The sequence below is a fragment of the Streptomyces sp. NPDC091376 genome, from assembly GCF_044757085.1.
In the GTDB taxonomy this organism is placed as follows: Bacteria; Actinomycetota; Actinomycetes; order Streptomycetales; family Streptomycetaceae; genus Streptomyces; species Streptomyces pratisoli.
Map to the genome: position 1 here is coordinate 38008 of NZ_JBIVUF010000009.1, position 15896 is coordinate 53903.

General features: G+C 70.5%; 15 protein-coding genes. 6 read left to right on the top strand and 9 right to left on the bottom strand.

Annotated features, from left to right (window positions below):
* Nucleotide 1: 1 nt before the first annotated feature.
* The gene (locus ACIQMR_RS20500) at nucleotides 2-550 is read right to left on the bottom strand and encodes an acyl-CoA thioesterase (RefSeq protein ID WP_266378489.1); all 549 of its coding nucleotides are present in this window, start codon (nucleotides 548-550) and stop codon (nucleotides 2-4) included.
* 119 nt (nucleotides 551-669) lie between these two features.
* Here ACIQMR_RS20500 and ACIQMR_RS20505 point away from each other — a divergent pair, with 119 nt between their 5' ends.
* Nucleotides 670-1905 (top strand): LCP family protein, encoded by a 1236-nt coding sequence (locus ACIQMR_RS20505; RefSeq protein ID WP_401388984.1) that lies wholly within the window; start codon nucleotides 670-672, stop codon nucleotides 1903-1905.
* Nucleotides 1906-2012: 107 nt separating this feature from the next.
* A complete protein-coding gene (locus ACIQMR_RS20510; protein ID WP_401389573.1) occupies nucleotides 2013-2330 on the top strand; it encodes an antibiotic biosynthesis monooxygenase family protein in 318 nt (105 codons plus the stop codon).
* 140 nt (nucleotides 2331-2470) lie between these two features.
* On the opposite strand, the gene ACIQMR_RS20515 is transcribed toward ACIQMR_RS20510, so the two are convergent.
* Nucleotides 2471-3628: an acyl-CoA dehydrogenase family protein gene (locus tag ACIQMR_RS20515; protein ID WP_401388987.1), complete on the bottom strand. Its 1158-nt coding sequence runs from the start codon at nucleotides 3626-3628 to the stop codon at nucleotides 2471-2473.
* Nucleotides 3629-3794: 166 nt separating this feature from the next.
* On the opposite strand from ACIQMR_RS20515, the gene ACIQMR_RS20520 reads away from it, so the two are divergent.
* Nucleotides 3795-5135, top strand: coding sequence for a UDP-glucose dehydrogenase family protein (locus tag ACIQMR_RS20520; RefSeq protein WP_401388990.1), 1341 nt, complete (start codon nucleotides 3795-3797; stop codon nucleotides 5133-5135).
* A gap of 31 nt (nucleotides 5136-5166) precedes the next feature.
* Here the strand turns inward: ACIQMR_RS20520 and ACIQMR_RS20525 are convergent, their stop codons facing one another.
* Nucleotides 5167-5529, bottom strand: a complete 363-nt coding sequence (locus tag ACIQMR_RS20525; protein WP_401388993.1) for a VOC family protein — start codon at nucleotides 5527-5529, stop codon at nucleotides 5167-5169.
* Nucleotides 5530-5674: 145 nt separating this feature from the next.
* On the opposite strand from ACIQMR_RS20525, the gene ACIQMR_RS20530 reads away from it, so the two are divergent.
* Nucleotides 5675-6184 carry a CGNR zinc finger domain-containing protein gene (locus ACIQMR_RS20530; RefSeq protein WP_401388996.1) on the top strand — a complete coding sequence of 170 codons (510 nt, stop codon included), beginning with the start codon at nucleotides 5675-5677 and terminating at the stop codon, nucleotides 6182-6184.
* A gap of 438 nt (nucleotides 6185-6622) precedes the next feature.
* On the opposite strand, the gene ACIQMR_RS20535 is transcribed toward ACIQMR_RS20530, so the two are convergent.
* The 3 genes from ACIQMR_RS20535 to ACIQMR_RS20545 are packed head-to-tail and all read right to left on the bottom strand — an operon-like array spanning nucleotide 6623 to nucleotide 9566.
* Entirely contained in the window at nucleotides 6623-7810 is a 1188-nt protein-coding gene (locus tag ACIQMR_RS20535; protein WP_401388999.1) for a dipeptidase, read from the bottom strand.
* Nucleotides 7811-7833: 23 nt separating this feature from the next.
* Nucleotides 7834-8373, bottom strand: coding sequence for a 5-(carboxyamino)imidazole ribonucleotide mutase (gene purE, locus ACIQMR_RS20540; protein ID WP_401389002.1), 540 nt, complete (start codon nucleotides 8371-8373; stop codon nucleotides 7834-7836).
* Entirely contained in the window at nucleotides 8370-9566 is a 1197-nt protein-coding gene (locus tag ACIQMR_RS20545; protein WP_401389576.1) for a 5-(carboxyamino)imidazole ribonucleotide synthase, read from the bottom strand. Before ACIQMR_RS20545 ends, purE begins: the two co-directional genes overlap by 4 nt.
* A 101-nt stretch (nucleotides 9567-9667) precedes the next feature.
* Between ACIQMR_RS20545 and ACIQMR_RS20550 the strand changes: the two genes are divergently transcribed.
* Nucleotides 9668-10177, top strand: a complete 510-nt coding sequence (locus ACIQMR_RS20550; protein ID WP_401389005.1) for a GtrA family protein — start codon at nucleotides 9668-9670, stop codon at nucleotides 10175-10177.
* An 80-nt stretch (nucleotides 10178-10257) separates the two neighbouring features.
* Here ACIQMR_RS20550 and ACIQMR_RS20555 read toward each other — a convergent pair whose 3' ends face one another.
* Together ACIQMR_RS20555 and ACIQMR_RS20560 are read right to left on the bottom strand one after the other, a co-directional pair.
* A complete protein-coding gene (locus tag ACIQMR_RS20555) occupies nucleotides 10258-11529 on the bottom strand; it encodes an ATP-binding protein (protein ID WP_401389008.1) in 1272 nt (423 codons plus the stop codon).
* A gap of 218 nt (nucleotides 11530-11747) precedes the next feature.
* Nucleotides 11748-12425 (bottom strand): response regulator transcription factor, encoded by a 678-nt coding sequence (locus ACIQMR_RS20560; RefSeq protein WP_401389011.1) that lies wholly within the window; start codon nucleotides 12423-12425, stop codon nucleotides 11748-11750.
* A gap of 462 nt (nucleotides 12426-12887) precedes the next feature.
* On the opposite strand from ACIQMR_RS20560, the gene ACIQMR_RS20565 reads away from it, so the two are divergent.
* A complete protein-coding gene (locus tag ACIQMR_RS20565; protein WP_401389013.1) occupies nucleotides 12888-14411 on the top strand; it encodes a peptide MFS transporter in 1524 nt (507 codons plus the stop codon).
* Nucleotides 14412-14481: 70 nt separating this feature from the next.
* Here the strand turns inward: ACIQMR_RS20565 and ACIQMR_RS20570 are convergent, their stop codons facing one another.
* Nucleotides 14482-15882 (bottom strand): hypothetical protein, encoded by a 1401-nt coding sequence (locus tag ACIQMR_RS20570; protein ID WP_401389016.1) that lies wholly within the window; start codon nucleotides 15880-15882, stop codon nucleotides 14482-14484.
* Nucleotides 15883-15896: the final 14 nt, after the last annotated feature.

Below are 15896 nucleotides of genomic sequence, written 5' to 3' on the forward strand. Positions count from 1 at the left end.
GTCAGTCCTCGTAGCCCTCCGCCGCGCGGCGCTCGCGCAGCTCCTTGATCGCGCGGCGCCGGGCCAGCCGGTGGGTGCGGCGGATCTGCGCCTCCTGGTAGCGGCGCTTGTCCTTCTCCGTCTCCGGGACCACTTGCGGGACGGGCCGCGGCTTCCCGTCCGCGTCGACCGCGGCGAAGACCAGATACGCGGAGCCGACCTGGGTCGCGGGCGTCGACTCGTTCCAGCGCTCGGCCAGCACCCGTACGCCGACCTCCATGGAGGACCGGCCGGTCCAGTTCACCTGAGCCTTCACGTGGACCAGGTCACCGACCCTGACGGGCTCCAGGAAGACCATCTCGTCCATGGAGGCGGTCACGGCCGGTCCGCCGGAGTGCCGGCCGGCCACCGCGCCCGCCGCGTCGTCCACCAGTTTCATGATCACACCGCCGTGCACCGTCCCGAGGAGGTTGGTGTCGCTGTGGGTCATGATGTGGCTGAGGGTGGTACGCGAAGCCGATGTGGGCTTACCCGGAATATCGCCCTCCGGGTGCTGGGCCTGGTCTGTCATGCCCTCCACCCTATGCGGGGACCTTGACGGCGATGCATTGCATCAGGTTCGCAACAGCCCCGGTGCGATTCGTCACCCGCCCTGTCAGCGGCTCGGTCCGGGCCTGCACACTGTTCCGCATGAATGATTGGCCCGATGGATACGGACGCGGCAGCCGGGGCTCCGAGCCCGAGGGCGCACGCGTGATGCGTCATGTGCAGCGACGAGCCGTCCCACAGCAGCCGTCGCAGGGGTACGACGAGTACGGCACCCCGTACGACAGCGGCTACAACACGGGCCAGGTCTACGGTTCGCCGTCCGGCGGCGGCCACGGTGGCCAGGGCGGTCACGGTGGCCCCGGCGGGTACGGTGAGCCGCCCACGTACGGCCGCCCGGCGCCCGACTGGCGCCGCCGCCTCAAGGTCGGCTCGATCGTCGTGGTCGTCGCGGTGCTCGGCGTCTCCATAGGCACGTACTTCTGGGCCGACTCCAAGATGCGCCGTGAGGTCGACCTCGCCAAGGTCATAGACCGGCCTGAAGAGGGCGACTGCACGACCTACCTGATCGTCGGCTCGGACAGCCGTGAAGGCATGACCGCCGAGGAGAAGAAGAAGCTCCACACCGGCTCGGCCGACGGCAAGCGCACCGACTCGATGATGATCCTCGCCGCCTGCGGCAGCGGGAACACCATGATCTCGCTCCCCCGCGACTCGGACGTGGAGATACCGTCCTTCGTGGGCTCGGAGTCCGGCAAGACCTTCCCGGCCGAGGGCCGCCGGGTCAAGCTCAACGCGGCGTACGCCGAGGACGGGCCCGAACTGCTGGTCCGTACCGTCGAGCACAACACCGGCCTGCGGATCGACCACTACGCGGAGATCGGCTTCGCCGGCTTCGCGGGCATCGTGGACTCCCTCGGCGGTGTCGAGATGGACATCCCGAAGGCCTTCAAGGACAAGAAGTCCGGCGCCGACTTCCAGGCCGGCAAGCAGACGCTGAACGGCGAGCAGGCCCTCGCCTTCGTCCGCACCCGCTACGCCTTCGCGGGAAGCGACCTGGACCGTACGAAGAACCAGCAGAAGTTCCTCGCGGCCCTCGCCAACCAGGCCGCAACCCCCGGCACGATCCTCAACCCGTTCAAGCTCTACCCGACACTCGGCTCGGGCCTGGACACCCTGATCGTCGACAAGGACATGTCGCTGTTCGACCTGGGTGAGATGTTCTTCGCGATGAAGGGCATCAGCGGCGGCGACGGCAAGTCGATGAACATGCCGATCTCCGGCAGCCGCGGCGGAAACCTGGTCTGGGACAAGGAGAAGGTCCGCCAGCTGGTGAACCAGATCAAGAACGACGAGAAGGTCACCGTCACCGGGAACTGACCGGCGCTGCCGTCCATCACCGTCCGCCACCCGTCCGCCTCGCGCCCCTGCCCTGCCCGCCCTACCCTGCCAAGTACGGCGATCATGGGAGGCGGGCGGTGAGCGCGATGGCGGACGCGGCGGACGGCAGCCGGTACTGGGCCTCGGGCAACTGGCGGGTGGCCGAGGGGAACGCCGAGGAGTTCCTGGAGCGCTGGACGGAGTTCCTGACCTGGACCAAGGAGTCGGTCGACGGCTTCCTCTGGGCGAGGCTCATCCGCGACCGCCACGAGCCCGCCCACTTCGTCTCGTTCTCCTCCTGGCGCGACCTCGACTCCCTCAAGTCCTGGCGCACCCACCCCGAGTTCGCGCCCCTCTTCACCGCCTGCCGCGCCCTCTGCACGGACTCGGCCACGGGAAGCTTCGAACTGGCCCGCGCGGTCTGACGCGATGAACGCGGAGCTCCTTCGGCGCAGCGCGCGGCGATGAGCGTGCGCCGGTGCGTGGCTGGTGCCGCGACCGGGCCGGCAACGACACGAGGCACCCCGCCGAGCGGGGTGCCTCGTGTCTCGGTGCCGGGGGGTGCTTACGGCAGGTTGCGGGCCATCACGATCCGCTGGACCTGGTTCGTGCCCTCGTAGATCTGGGTGATCTTGGCGTCGCGCATCATGCGCTCCACCGGGTAGTCGCGGGTGTAGCCGTAGCCGCCGAGGAGCTGGACCGCGTCCGTGGTGATCTCCATGGCGACGTCCGAGGCGAAGCACTTGGCGGCGGCGCCGAAGAAGGTCAGGTCGCCGTCGAGGCGCTCGGACTTGGCGGCGGCCGAGTACGTGAGCTGGCGGGCGGCCTCCAGCTTCATCGCCATGTCGGCGAGCATGAACTGGACGCCCTGGAAGTCGGCGATCGGCTTGCCGAACTGCTTGCGCTCCTGGACGTAGCCCTTGGCGTAGTCGAGGGCGCCCTGGGCGATGCCGAGGGCCTGGGCCGCGATGGTGATGCGGGTGTGGTCCAGGGTCTTCATGGCCGTCGCGAAGCCCGTGCCCTCCGCGCCGATCATGCGGTCGGCGGGGATGCGGACGTTGTCGAGGTAGACCTCGCGGGTGGGGGAACCCTTGATGCCGAGCTTCTTCTCCGGGGCGCCGAAGGAGACGCCCTCGTCGGACTTCTCGACGACGAAGGCCGAGATGCCCTTGGAGCGCTTCTCGGGGTCGGTCACGGCCATCACCGTGTAGTACTCGGAGACGCCGGCGTTGGTGATCCAGCGCTTCACGCCGTTGAGGATCCAGAAGTCGCCGTCGCGGACGGCCTTCGTCTTCATGCCGGCGGCGTCGGAGCCCGCGTCCGGCTCGGAGAGGCAGTACGAGAACATCGCGTCGCCCTTGGCGAGCGGGCCCAGGTACTTCTTCTTCAGCTCCTCGGAGCCGGAGAGGATCACCGGCAGCGAGCCCAGCTTGTTCACCGCGGGGATCAGCGAGGACGAGGCGCAGGCGCGGGCGACCTCCTCGATGACGATCACGGTCGCGAGCGCGTCGGCGCCCGCGCCGCCGTACTCCTCGGGTACGTGCACGGCGTGCAGGTCGGAGGCGACCAGTGCGTCCAGGGCCTCCTGCGGGAAGCGGGCCTCTTCGTCGACCGCGGCCGCGAACGGCGCGATCTTCGCCTCGGCGAGCGAGCGGATCGTCTCGCGGAGCATGTCGTGCTCTTCGGACGGGCGGTACAGATCGAAATCGGCCGATCCTGCCAAGGTCTCTCACTCCCCAACAACGCTAACTACCGTTAAGTAACTCAAATTTTAGAGGCCCGGCCCTGACCTGGGATACGTGAGCTTGCCGACAGCGGAAAAATGCCCTCGCGCCCGCCCGGTTATGCTCGGGCCCGCAGTCCCTCCCGTACCCCTCAGGAGCATCTCGATGGCCCTCAAGATCACCGTGATCGGCACCGGATACCTCGGCGCCACGCACGCAGCGGCCATGGCGGAGCTGGGCTTCGAGGTCCTGGGCCTCGATGTCGTGCCCGAGAAGATCGAGCTGCTGGCCACCGGCCGGGTCCCGATGTACGAGCCGGGGCTGGAGGAGCTGCTCGCCCGGCACGTGGCCGGGGCCGAGGGCTCCAGCGGGCGGCTGCGCTTCACGACGTCGTGGGACGAGCTGGAGGCGTTCGGCGGCGACGTCCACTTCGTCTGTGTGAACACCCCGCAGAAGCACGGCGAGTACGCCTGTGACATGTCGTACGTCGACGCCGCCTTCACCTCGCTCGCGCCGCGGCTGAAGGGCGGCGCGCTGGTCGTCGGCAAGTCCACCGTGCCGGTGGGGTCGGCCGACCGGCTGGCCGCGCTGCTCGCGGAGCAGGCGCCGGAGGGTGTCGAGCTGGCCTGGAACCCGGAGTTCCTGCGCGAGGGCTACGCCGTCCAGGACACCCTGCACCCGGACCGCATCGTCGTGGGCGTGACCAGCGAGCGCGCCGAGAAGCTGCTGCGCGATGTGTACGCGACGCCGGTCGGCGAGGGCTCGCCGTTCGTCGTGACGGACTTCCCGACCGCGGAGCTGGTGAAGACCTCCGCGAACTCGTTCCTGGCGACGAAGATCTCGTTCATCAACGCCATGGCCGAGGTGTGCGAGGCGGCCGGCGGCGATGTGGCGAAGCTCGCGGAGGCGATCGGCCACGACGAGCGGATCGGAAGGAAGTTCCTGCGGGCCGGGATCGGCTTCGGCGGCGGCTGTCTGCCGAAGGACATCCGGGCGTTCATGGCGCGCGCCGGTGAACTGGGCGCGGACCAGGCGCTGACGTTCCTGCGCGAGGTCGACTCGATCAACATGCGCCGCCGCGGGCACATGGTGGAGCTCGCGCGCGAGGCCGTGGGCGGCGGGTCCTTCCTGGGGACGCGGGTCGCGGTGCTGGGTGCGACGTTCAAGCCGGACTCGGACGACGTACGGGACTCGCCGGCGCTGAACGTCGCCGGGCAGATCCACCTCCAGGGCGGCCAGGTCACGGTGTACGACCCGAAGGGCATGGACAACGCGCGCCGCGTCTTCCCGACGCTCGGGTACGCGGACACCGCGCTGGAGGCGGTGCGCGGCGCGGACGTGGTGCTGCACCTGACGGAGTGGCGCGAGTTCCGCGAGCTGGACCCGGCGGAGCTGGGTGCGGTGGCGTCCCGCCGGATCGTGCTGGACGGGCGGAACGCGCTGGACGGCGCGAAGTGGCGCGAGGCCGGCTGGACGTACCGCGCGATGGGCCGGCCCCGCGCCTGAGACGCCGCGGGCGGCGCGTTCTCAGCGGGCCTCAGCAGGCGCAGAGACAGAACGGGTGGCCGGCCGGGTCCGCGTAGACCCGCCAGCTGCGGGCGTGGTTCTCCGCGTCCAGTGGCGTGGCGCCGAGTGCCAGCACCTGGGCCTCCGCCGCGTCCAGGTCCTCGACGGCCAGGTCGAGATGGAACTGCTGCGAGGTCTCGGGGGACGGCCACTTCGGCGGTACGTGGCCGGGAGCGGCCTGGAAGGCCAGCGGTGTCCCCTCGTATCCCTTGAGGGTGAACCAGTCCTCGCCGTCGGCCTCCACCTGACCACCCAGGATCCCGGCGTAGAAGGCGGCGAGCGCGCGCGGGTCGGGACAGTCCAGGACGACGGTGCCCATCGTGGCGATGGCCATGTGCTCTTCCTCTCGTACGGCTTCTCGGCTTCTCGTACGGCGTCGGTCGGCGTCACCGGCGCCGATGCCGACGCCGTTACCGGCATCAGCAGATTACCGGTAACGCGTTACCTCATGGTGGCGCACGGGAGGTAACGTCGCAACCATGAACGACAGGGCGCCCGCACCCGGAGGACTCGCGCTGATCGAGTCCCTGGTCAACACACTGGACATCGAGACGGGCGCCGACCACCTCGACACGGCGGACGGCCGGGACGCCTTCGGGCTGGCGGTGGAGGACGTCGCCGCGGCGCGGGAACTGCGCGAGGCGCTGCGTGCCGCGTGCCTGGCCCACGGCGGGCACGGCGCGGCGCCGGACGGAGTGGGTGCGCTGGACCGGCTGCTCGCGCACGCACCGCTGCTGGTGGGCGTGGACGAGGCGGGTACGGCCACGCTGCGGCCGGCGGATCCGGCGGCGCTCGCGTCCCGGGTGGCCGTGGCGATCGCTACGGCGGTGGCGGAGGGTACGTGGCTGCGGCTGAAGGCGTGCGAGGCCGAGGACTGCCGGTGGGCGTACTACGACCGGAGCCCGGCCGGCCGTAGCCGGTGGTGCACGATGGCGGTCTGCGGCAGCCGCGCGAAGATGCGGGCGTACCGGGCGAGACGCACGCGGTAACGAGGCGGTCCCCGCCACGGAGCGCCCTCATCACGGCAGGCGGCCCCGGTCCCGGCAGAGCGTTGCCCGTCGGCACGGGCGAGGCCCCCGTCCCCCATAACGAGCCGGGCCCCCGTCACAGCGGTCCGGGACCCGCGCCCTCGACCCGGACTGCCGGAAACGCGCCCGGCGCCGACACCACCGTCAGGCAGGGCGCACCGGCGATCAATCCGGGGCCGCGAAGCAGGCCGCCGTCAGGCAGAGCACCGCCGAGTCGGACCGCGCCACGAAGCAAAGGCGCCCGCCCAGCAGCCGGGCAGGCCGGCCATCAAGCCCACCGCCACCGAGCGGGCCGCCGCCCGACAGGCAGGGCGCCACGAAACAGACCGCTGCCGCCGCCAGGCACCGAGCAGGCCGCCGCCACCGAGAGGCGGGGCGCCACCGAGCGGGCCGCCGCCGTCAGGCAGGGAGTGGGGTGGTCAGGGTCGCGTTCGAGGGGGCGCGGTGGGACTGGAGGTCGCGGGCCGTGGATTCCGCGTCGCGCAGCGCCCGAACGGCGTTCTGCCAGGTCAGCTTGGCGAGGTCCGGCTGGGACCAGCCACGGCGCAGCAGTTCCGCGATCAGGTTGGGGTAGCCCGCGACGTCCTCCAGCCCGGCCGGGGTGAACGCCGTGCCGTCGTAGTCGCCGCCGATGCCGATGTGGTCGATGCCGGCCGCCTCGCGCATGTGGTCCAGGTGGTCGGCGACCGTCGACGCCGTCGCCATCGGGCGCGGGTTCGCGGCCTCGTACGCCCGCTGGACCTTCATGCCCGCCTCGGTCGTGTCCAGCGGGTGCAGCCCGTGCGCCCGCATGTTCTCGTCCGCCGCCACGGTCCAGGCCACCGCCTCCGGCAGGACGAACTTCGGGACGAACGTGGCCATCGCCACGCCGCCGTTCGCCGCGAGCCGTTCCAGCACGTCGTCCGGGATGTTCCGCGGATGGTCGCAGATCGCCCGCGCCGAGGAGTGGGAGAAGATCACCGGCGCCACGGAGGTGTCGAGCGCGTCCCGCATCGTCGTCGCGGCGACGTGCGAGAGGTCGACCAGCATGCCGGTGCGGTTCATCTCGCGTACGACCTCACGGCCGAAGGCCGACAGTCCGCCTACCCCCGGCTCGTCGGTCGCCGAGTCCGCCCAGTCGTTGTTGTCGTTGTGCGTCAGCGTCATGTAGCGGACGCCCAGCGCGTGCAGCGCCCGCAGTGTGGCGAGCGAGTTGTTGATGGAGTGGCCGCCCTCCGCGCCCATCAGCGAGGCGATACGGCCGTCCTTGCGCGCCGCCTCCATGTCGTCGGCGGTCAGGGCGCGCGCCAGGTCGGCCGGGTAGCGGGCGAGCAACTGGCCGACGACGTCGATCTGCTCCAGCGTGGCGCTGACCGCCTCGTCACCGGCCATGTCGCTGCGTACGTACACGGACCAGAACTGCGCGCCGACGCCGCCGGCCCTCAGCCGGGGGATGTCGGTGTGCAGGCTGCCGCTCTGGTCGGCCGCGATGTCGAGGCGGTCCAGGTCGTAGCGGACCTGCTCCCGCAGCGCCCACGGCAGATCGTTGTGGCCGTCGACGACGGGAAAGGAATCGAGCAGGGAACGGGCCTCGGCGAGAAAATCCACGGCCGCAGCCTACTTGCCGTGTCCTACTTGCCGAAGCCGAAGCCCGCCGCCCCCTCGACCTTGGCGCGCAGCCGCTTGCCCTTCTCGGTCGCCTGCTCGTTCAGCTCCTGCTGGAAGTCCCGCATGCGGGCGAGCAGTTCGCTGTCCTGGGTGGCGAGGATGCGGGCCGCCAGCAGGCCCGCGTTGCGTGCACCGCCCACCGACACCGTCGCGACCGGCACCCCCGCCGGCATCTGCACGATCGACAGCAGCGAGTCCATGCCGTCGAGGTACTTGAGCGGCACGGGGACGCCGATCACCGGAAGCGGGGTGACCGAGGCGAGCATGCCCGGCAGATGGGCCGCACCGCCCGCGCCCGCGATGATCACCTTCAGACCCCGCCCGGCGGCCTGCTCGCCGTACGCGACCATCTCGCGCGGCATCCGGTGCGCGGAGACGACGTCGACCTCGTACGGGATCTCGAACTCGTCCAGGGCCTGCGCGGCGTTCTCCATGACGGGCCAGTCGGAGTCCGAGCCCATGACGATGCCGACGAGAGGGGCCGAATCGGAAGCGGTGGTCATTCGGTGATCGTTCCTCTGAGGTAGTCGGCTGCGTGACGGGCGCGCTCCAGCACGTCGTCGAGGTCGTCGCCGTAGGTGTTGACGTGTCCTACCTTGCGGCCGGGCTTCACGTCCTTGCCGTACATATGGATCTTCAGCCGGGGGTCCCTGGCCATGCAGTGCAGATAGGCCGCGTACATGTCGGGGTAGTCCCCGCCGAGGACGTTCGCCATGACCGTCCACTCGGCGCGGGGGCGCGGATCACCGAGCGGCAGGTCGAGCACGGCGCGTACGTGGTTGGCGAACTGGGACGTGATCGCGCCGTCCTGGGTCCAGTGTCCGGAGTTGTGCGGCCGCATGGCCAGCTCGTTGACGAGAATGCGTCCGTCCGTGGTCTCGAACAGCTCGACCGCCAGATGGCCGACGACTCCGAGTTCCTGGGCGATGCGCAGGGCGAGCTGCTGGGCCTGGCCCGCCAGCTCCTCGTCGAGGCCGGGCGCGGGGGCGATCACGGTGTCGCACACGCCGTCGACCTGACGGGACTCCACGACGGGGTAGGCGACGGCCTGGCCGTGCGGCGAACGGACGATGTTCGCCGCCAGCTCCCGGCGGTACTCGACCTTCTCCTCGGCGAGGACCGGGACACCCGCGCGGAACGGCTCCTCGGCGTCCTTGTCGCTTCGTACGAACCACACGCCCTTGCCGTCGTAGCCGCCGCGCACGGTCTTGAGGATCACCGGGTAACCGCCGGCCTCCGCCGCGAAGGCCGCCGCGTCCGCCGGGTCGGCGACGATGCGGTGGCGGGGGCTGGGCGCGCCGATCTCGTCGAGCTTCGCCCGCATCACCCCCTTGTCCTGGGCGTGCACGAGCGCGGCGCGACCCGGGCGGATCACGACGCCGTCCGCTTCCAGGGCCGCCAGGTGCTCGGCCGGCACATGCTCGTGATCGAAGGTGATCACGTCGCAGCCGCGCGCGAAGGAGCGCAGCGTGTCCAGGTCGCGATAGTCGCCGATGACGACCTCGCTGACCACCTGGGCCGCCGAGTCCTGGGGTGTGTCACTGAGGAGCTTGAACTTGATGCCGAGGGGGATGCCCGCCTCGTGGGTCATACGGGCGAGCTGACCGCCGCCGACCATGCCGACTACCGGGAACGTCACTCTCCCAGGGTATCCGGAGCTCCGTACGGTCCTGTCCGGTGCCTGGTTTCGTACGATGCCACAACAACACCTTCGCAGTTGTCCACAGGCAACTCGGGTGGGTGCTGGTTAGAGTGGTCGGGTTGATGTACACCGACCGGACGGGGCCAGCGATCACCATGAGTGAACGGGGCGCGCTGCGTGAGCGACTGAACCGGCTCGCGCGCGAGGTCGCCAAGTTCGGCGCCGTCGGCGCCATGGGTCTGCTCGTCAACATGGTCGTGTTCAACCTGTTGCGTCAGACCACCGACATCCCGGTGGTGCGGGCCAGCCTTCTGGCGACGTTCATCGCGATCCTGTTCAACTACGTGGGCTTCCGCTACTTCACGTACCGGGACCGCGACAAGAGCGGCCGTACGAAGGAACTGACGCTGTTCCTGCTGTTCAGCGCCGTCGGAGCGGTGATCGAGAACGGTGTGCTCTACACCGCGACGTACGGCTTCGACTGGGACAGCCCGCTGCAGAGCAACTTCTTCAAGTTCTTCGGGATCGGTGTGGCGACGCTGTTCCGCTTCTGGTCGTACCGCACGTGGGTGTTCCGTGCGCTGCCCGCCCGGGAGGCCGTGCAGACGGCGGAGTCGTTCCTGGAGCAGCGGCGGACCGAGCAGCCCGACCGGGTCGGCAGCTAGCCCGAGGCCGGTCGGCAGGTGGCCCGAGGCCGGGTCGGCAGGTGGCGCGACCGGGCGGCCGCTGAGCGGCACCCGTCCCGTCAGCGCACCGTGTGCTCCGGCTCGGCCTTCTTGCGCGGCTTGGCCTCCCGGCTCAGGAACAGCGCGAACACCGCCGGCTGCTGCTGCAGCAGTTCCAGCCGTCCGCCGTCCGCCTCCGCCAGATCGCGGGCCACGGCGAGACCGATGCCCGTCGAGTTCCGCCCGCTGATGGTGCGCTCGAAGATCCGTGCCCCGAGGTCCGCCGGTACGCCCGGGCCCTCGTCGGTCACCTCGACGACGGCCTGGTTGCCCGTGACCCGGCTGCGCAGGGCGACGGTGCCGCCCCCGTGCATCAGCGAGTTCTCGATCAGCGCGGCCAGCACCTGCGCCACGGCGCCCGGTGTACCCACGGCCCGCAGCGGCTGCTTGCCGGAACAGACGATCGCGCGGCCCGCGCTGCGGTAGGCGGGGCGCCACTCCTCGATCTGCTGCTTGACGATCTCGTCGAGGTCGAAGGCGACCGCGGACCCGGTCCGGGGATCCCGTGCGTTGGTGAGCAGTCGCTGCACCACGTCGGTGAGCCGTTCCACCTGGGTGAGCGCGATGGTCGCCTCCTCCTTGACCGTGTCCGGGTCGTCGGTGACGGAGATCTCCTCCAGCCGCATGGACAGCGCGGTCAGCGGCGTACGGAGCTGATGGGACGCGTCCGCGGCGAGCCGGCGCTCGGCGGTGAGCATGCGCGCGATCCGCTCGGCGCTGGAGTCCAGGACGTCGGCGACCCGGTCGAGCTCGGGCACCCCGTACCGCTTGTGGCGCGGCCGCGGGTCCCCCGAGCCGAGGCGCTCCGCGGTCTCCGCGAGGTCGGTCAACGGTGAGGCGAGCTTGTTGGCCTGCCGTACGGCGAGCAGGACGGCGGCGACGACGGCGAGCAGCGCGACGGCACCGATGATCATCAGGGTGCGGCCGACCTCACGGGTCACGGTGGAGCGGGACTCCTCGACGACGACCGTCTCGCCCTGCTCACCGGTGGCGGTGCCGCGGATCACGCTTCCGTCCGGCCGGGGCCCGATCTCCAGCGGCGGGCTGCCGGGGATGTCGATCCGCGCGAACCGGTCGGGCCCGATCTGCTCGGCGAGCACGCCGCCGTCGACGCGCTCCTGCTCCAGCACCTTGGCCTCGATGACACTGACCAGCCGCAGCGCCTCGGAGTCGACGCTCTCCTGCGCGCTGTTGCTGATGGTCCGGGTCTCGACGATGACGAGGGAGACACCGAAGACGGCGATGACGACGAGCACCACGGCCAGGGTGGAGTTGATGAGTCGGCGGCGCACGGTGCCCTCCGGGCGGGTCTACGCGATGAGGTGACGCTCACGAGCGTAAGCGGGCGCGGCAACACCGCGCGTCGCCCCGACGCGGTCTCCGGCGTACCGGGCCCGGGGCGGGCCGGGCCGGGCCCGTGAGGACTTCGGACCGTGAGAGCTTCGGACCGTGGCGGGGTCCGGGGGCAGGGCCCGCCCTGGTGGGAGTCCGGCCGGTGCCCCGGGGTGCCTCAGCTCTTCTCGAAGCGGAAGCCGACGCCCCGGACCGTCGCGATGTACCGCGGGTTCGCCGCGTCGTCGCCGAGCTTCTTGCGGAGCCAGGAGATGTGCATGTCGAGGGTCTTGGTCGACGACCACCACGTGGTGTCCCAGACCTCGCGCATCAGCTGGTCGCGGGTGACGACCCGGCCGGCGTCCCGCACCAGGACCCGGAGCAGGTCGAACTCCTTCGCCGTGAGCTGGAGCTCCTCGTCACCCATCCAGGCGCGGTGCGATTCGACGTCGATCCGCACCCCGTGGGTCGCGGGGGCCACGGCCGGCTCCGTGGCGCCGCGCCGGAGCAGCGCCCGGACCCGGGCCAGCAGCTCCGCGAGCCGGAACGGCTTGGTCACGTAGTCGTCGGCGCCCGCGTCCAGGCCGACCACCGTGTCCACCTCGTCGGCGCGGGCGGTCAGCACCAGGATCGGCACGCTGTGCCCGTCGGCACGCAGCCGCCGGGCCACTTCGAGCCCGTCCATCCCGGGCAGCCCGAGGTCCAGCACGACCAGATCGATCCCGCCCTGGAGCCCGGCGTCGAGTGCGGTCGGACCGTCCTCGCGGACCTCGACCTCGTACCCCTCCCGGCGCAACGCGCGCGCCAGCGGCTCGGAGATGGATGCGTCGTCCTCGGCGAGCAGTACTCGGGTCATGGGGTGATGGTAGTCCGCGGCACGGACGCATCGGGGGGTGCACCGCAGGCCCTGGGTACATGGGATGCGATCCTGGTTGGCGCCTTCGAATGTGGGCAGACGGTTCCACGAATGCCTGTGATCCCTGTCTCACACCCTGCATTAAGGGCGGTGTCGTGACGTATGGTGGCAAGACGCCTTCAGCACTACTCGGGGACCTTTGGCGGCTTTGCGCCAAGGGTCTCTTTTCTGCGCGGAATCGGTGACAGCCGGCTCCGCGTCAGTGAATGACCTGGGCCGGGCTCCGTGTGCGACGCCGCGCACGGGGTGTGGATCCCGGTGAGGACTGTCCCTCGTCCCCGTCACCCACGGGGCGGGCCCCTCGGGCGTGGGGCGGGACCGCTCCTTGCCGGTGCCGGCCGCCCCCCACCGGGCGCGGAAACCGCTCACCCATGCGGCGCGTCCCGAGCAGCAAGGATCGACATGGCGTCCAGCCTGACGAAGGACTCGGCTCCCAGCACCGCTGGCTCAGCGAAGACCTTCTTCGGCCACCCTCGCGGCCTGGCCACCCTCTTCATGACCGAGATGTGGGAGCGCTTCTCCTACTACGGCATGCGTGCGCTTCTGGTTCTGTACCTGGTCTCCGGCGGCGCCGACGCCGCGACGGGCAGCCAGGGCGGCGGCCTTGCGATGACCGCGGTCACGGCCACGGCCATCTACTCCGTCTACGTCTCGATGGTCTACCTCATGGCCATGCCGGGCGGCTGGTTCGGCGACCGCGTCTGGGGCGCCCGCAAGACCGTCGCCATCGCGGGCTTCGTGATCATGGCAGGCCACGTCTCCCTCGCCGTTCCCGGACAGGCGATGTTCTTCGTCGGTCTCGCGCTCGTCGCGGTCGGCTCGGGTCTGCTGAAGGCCAACATCTCCACGATGGTGGGCCACCTCTACGACGGTCCGGACGACCCGCGCCGTGACGGCGGCTTCACGATCTTCTACATCGGCATCAACCTCGGTGCCTTCGCCGCGCCGCTGATCATCGGCACCGTCGGTGAGAAGCACAACTGGCACTACGGCTTCCTGCTCGCCGCGGTCGGCATGGCGCTGGGTCTGGCCCAGTTCCTGATCGGTACGCGCAGCCTGAGCCCGAAGAGCAGTGTCGTCCCGAACCCGCTCACCGCACCCGAGCGCCGGGCCATCCTCACCAAGGTCGGCATAGGCACCGTCCTCGTCGCCGCCTTCTACGGTGTCGTCGTCGCCGCCGGGATGTACACGCTCAACTGGGCGCTGGTCCCGATCACGCTCGCCGGTCTGATCATTCCGGTCGCCGTGCTGGTCCGCATCAAGCGCGACAAGGACCTGGATCGGGTCGAGCAGTCGAAGGTCTCCGGCTACATCTGGTTCTTCGTCGCCGCGGCCGTCTTCTGGATGATCTACGACCAGGGTGGTTCGACCCTGGCGCTCTTCGCCGACGGCAAGACCGCGGACACCCTGCTGGGCTTCGCCTTCCCGGCCACGTGGTTCCAGTCGCTGAACCCGCTGTTCATCATGGCGCTGGCCCCGCTCTTCGCCTGGATGTGGCTGGCGCTGGCGCGCCGCAACACGGAGCCCAACACCATCGTGAAGTTCGCGATGGCGCTGGTCCTGGTCGGCGCCTCGTTCTTCGTCTTCATCGTGCCGATGGGCATGGCGGGCGACGGCACCAAGGTCAGCCCGATGTGGCTGGTCTCGATCTACATGATCCAGACGATCGCCGAGCTGTGCCTGTCCCCGGTGGGTCTGTCGGTGACCACGAAGATGGCCCCGCAGAAGTACTCCAGCCAGATGCTGGGCGTGTGGTTCCTCGCCGTCACCGCCGGCGACTGCACCACGGGCCTGCTCTCCCTGGCCGGCGTCGACCTGAACGGTACGGGCATCATCGCCCTGCAGGCCGCGCTCGCCGTGGTCGCGGGTGGGGCGATCTGGATGTACCGCAAGAAGGTCCAGGAGCTCATGGGCAACGTCCACTGACGCAGCCCGCGCACGCTCTGCGCACGGAGGGCCGCCGCACCGGTGACGGTGCGGCGGCCCTCCGTCGTTCTCAGCGCGTGAGACCTCGCAGCCGCCGCCACGGTGTGAACGTGAACACCGCGCCGCCCAGCAGGATCACCGTGCCCGCCACCAGGGCGAGGGCGCGCAGGGCGCCGTCCTCGGTGCCGCCGGTGTCGGCGAGGCCGCCGCCCGAGGCGTCGCCGCCGCCCGCGGAGCCGGATGCCGAGCCACCGGCGGCGCCGCCCGGCTGGGCGGAGGTGTCGAGTTCCAGGGAGGCCGCGACGTTCGCCGGCGGGGTGCACGTCGTCGTCGTGCCCAGCGCCTTGACCGTGAGGACGCCCGGGCTGAGCGTGGACTTACCGCTGGCGCCCGGCTTGTACGTCCCGGTCAGATCGGGGATCTCGATCGGGTCGCCGGACTTGATCTCCTCCTTGTTCGTGGGGCCCTCGACATGGACGAAGCCCTTGTCCACGCCCCCCAGCTTGACCTCCATGGAGGGCTTGACCGAGTCGGGCGGGATGGTCGCCGGGCTGTCCATGACGGACTTGGAGAACTTCACGGTGAGGTCGAAGTCGCCGCCGTTCTTCTTGGCGTTGATCTTCACCGGGGAGACGGCCTCCTTGTCGCCGATCGGCGTCTTGCAGGAGTAGGCGACCTGGATTTCCTTGCCCTCGAAGTCGGTCGGGCCGCCGCCACCGCCGGAGGTGCCGCCGTCGGCTCCGCCCGAGGTGGTCCCGCCGGAACCGGTCGTGCCGCCGGAGCTGGTCGTACCCCCGGAGTCGCCGCCGCCGGAGTCGCCGCCGCCGGTGATCAGGCCGCCCGTGGTGGGCAGACCGCCCGTCGTCCCACCGGTCGTCGGGATGCCTCCGGTCGTCCCGCCCGTCGTCGGCAGTCCGCCCGTCGTGCCGCCCGAAGTGCCGCCCGCCTCCTTCACGTTGATCGTCGCGGCCGGCTGCACCGTCTCCTTCGGCGAGCACTTGGTGTCCGTCGAGATCGGCTTGGAGACGTTGATGTCGTACCCGGCCGGCGCCAGCTTGATCTCACCGGGCGCCGTCAGCTTCAGCTTGCCCTTCATGTCGGGCAGCACCATCGGGCTGTTCTTGGGGATCGGCGGGTTCTGTCGTGGCCCGTCCATGGCCAGGTCGCCGGTCTGCGCCCCGGTGACCTTGACGGTGCCGGTCGGTTTCACCGTGTCCTTCTGCAGGTCCAGGACGTCGGGGTTCTTGGACGCGGCCTCGACCGTCTTCCACACCACCTCGATCTCGTCCCCGACCTTCGCCTCTGCGGGCGCGGTGATCTGCACCTTGGTGGTGCCCTGGACGGGCGGCAGGCCGGAGATCGCCGGGGGGATGCACTCCGTCGCGTACGACACCTCCGCGGCGTGGGCCGGTCCCGCGGTCAGCAGGATCCCCGCGCCGCAGAGCATCAGCGCGACCCCTGCCGCGCTCATCCTCCGTTGCGTGC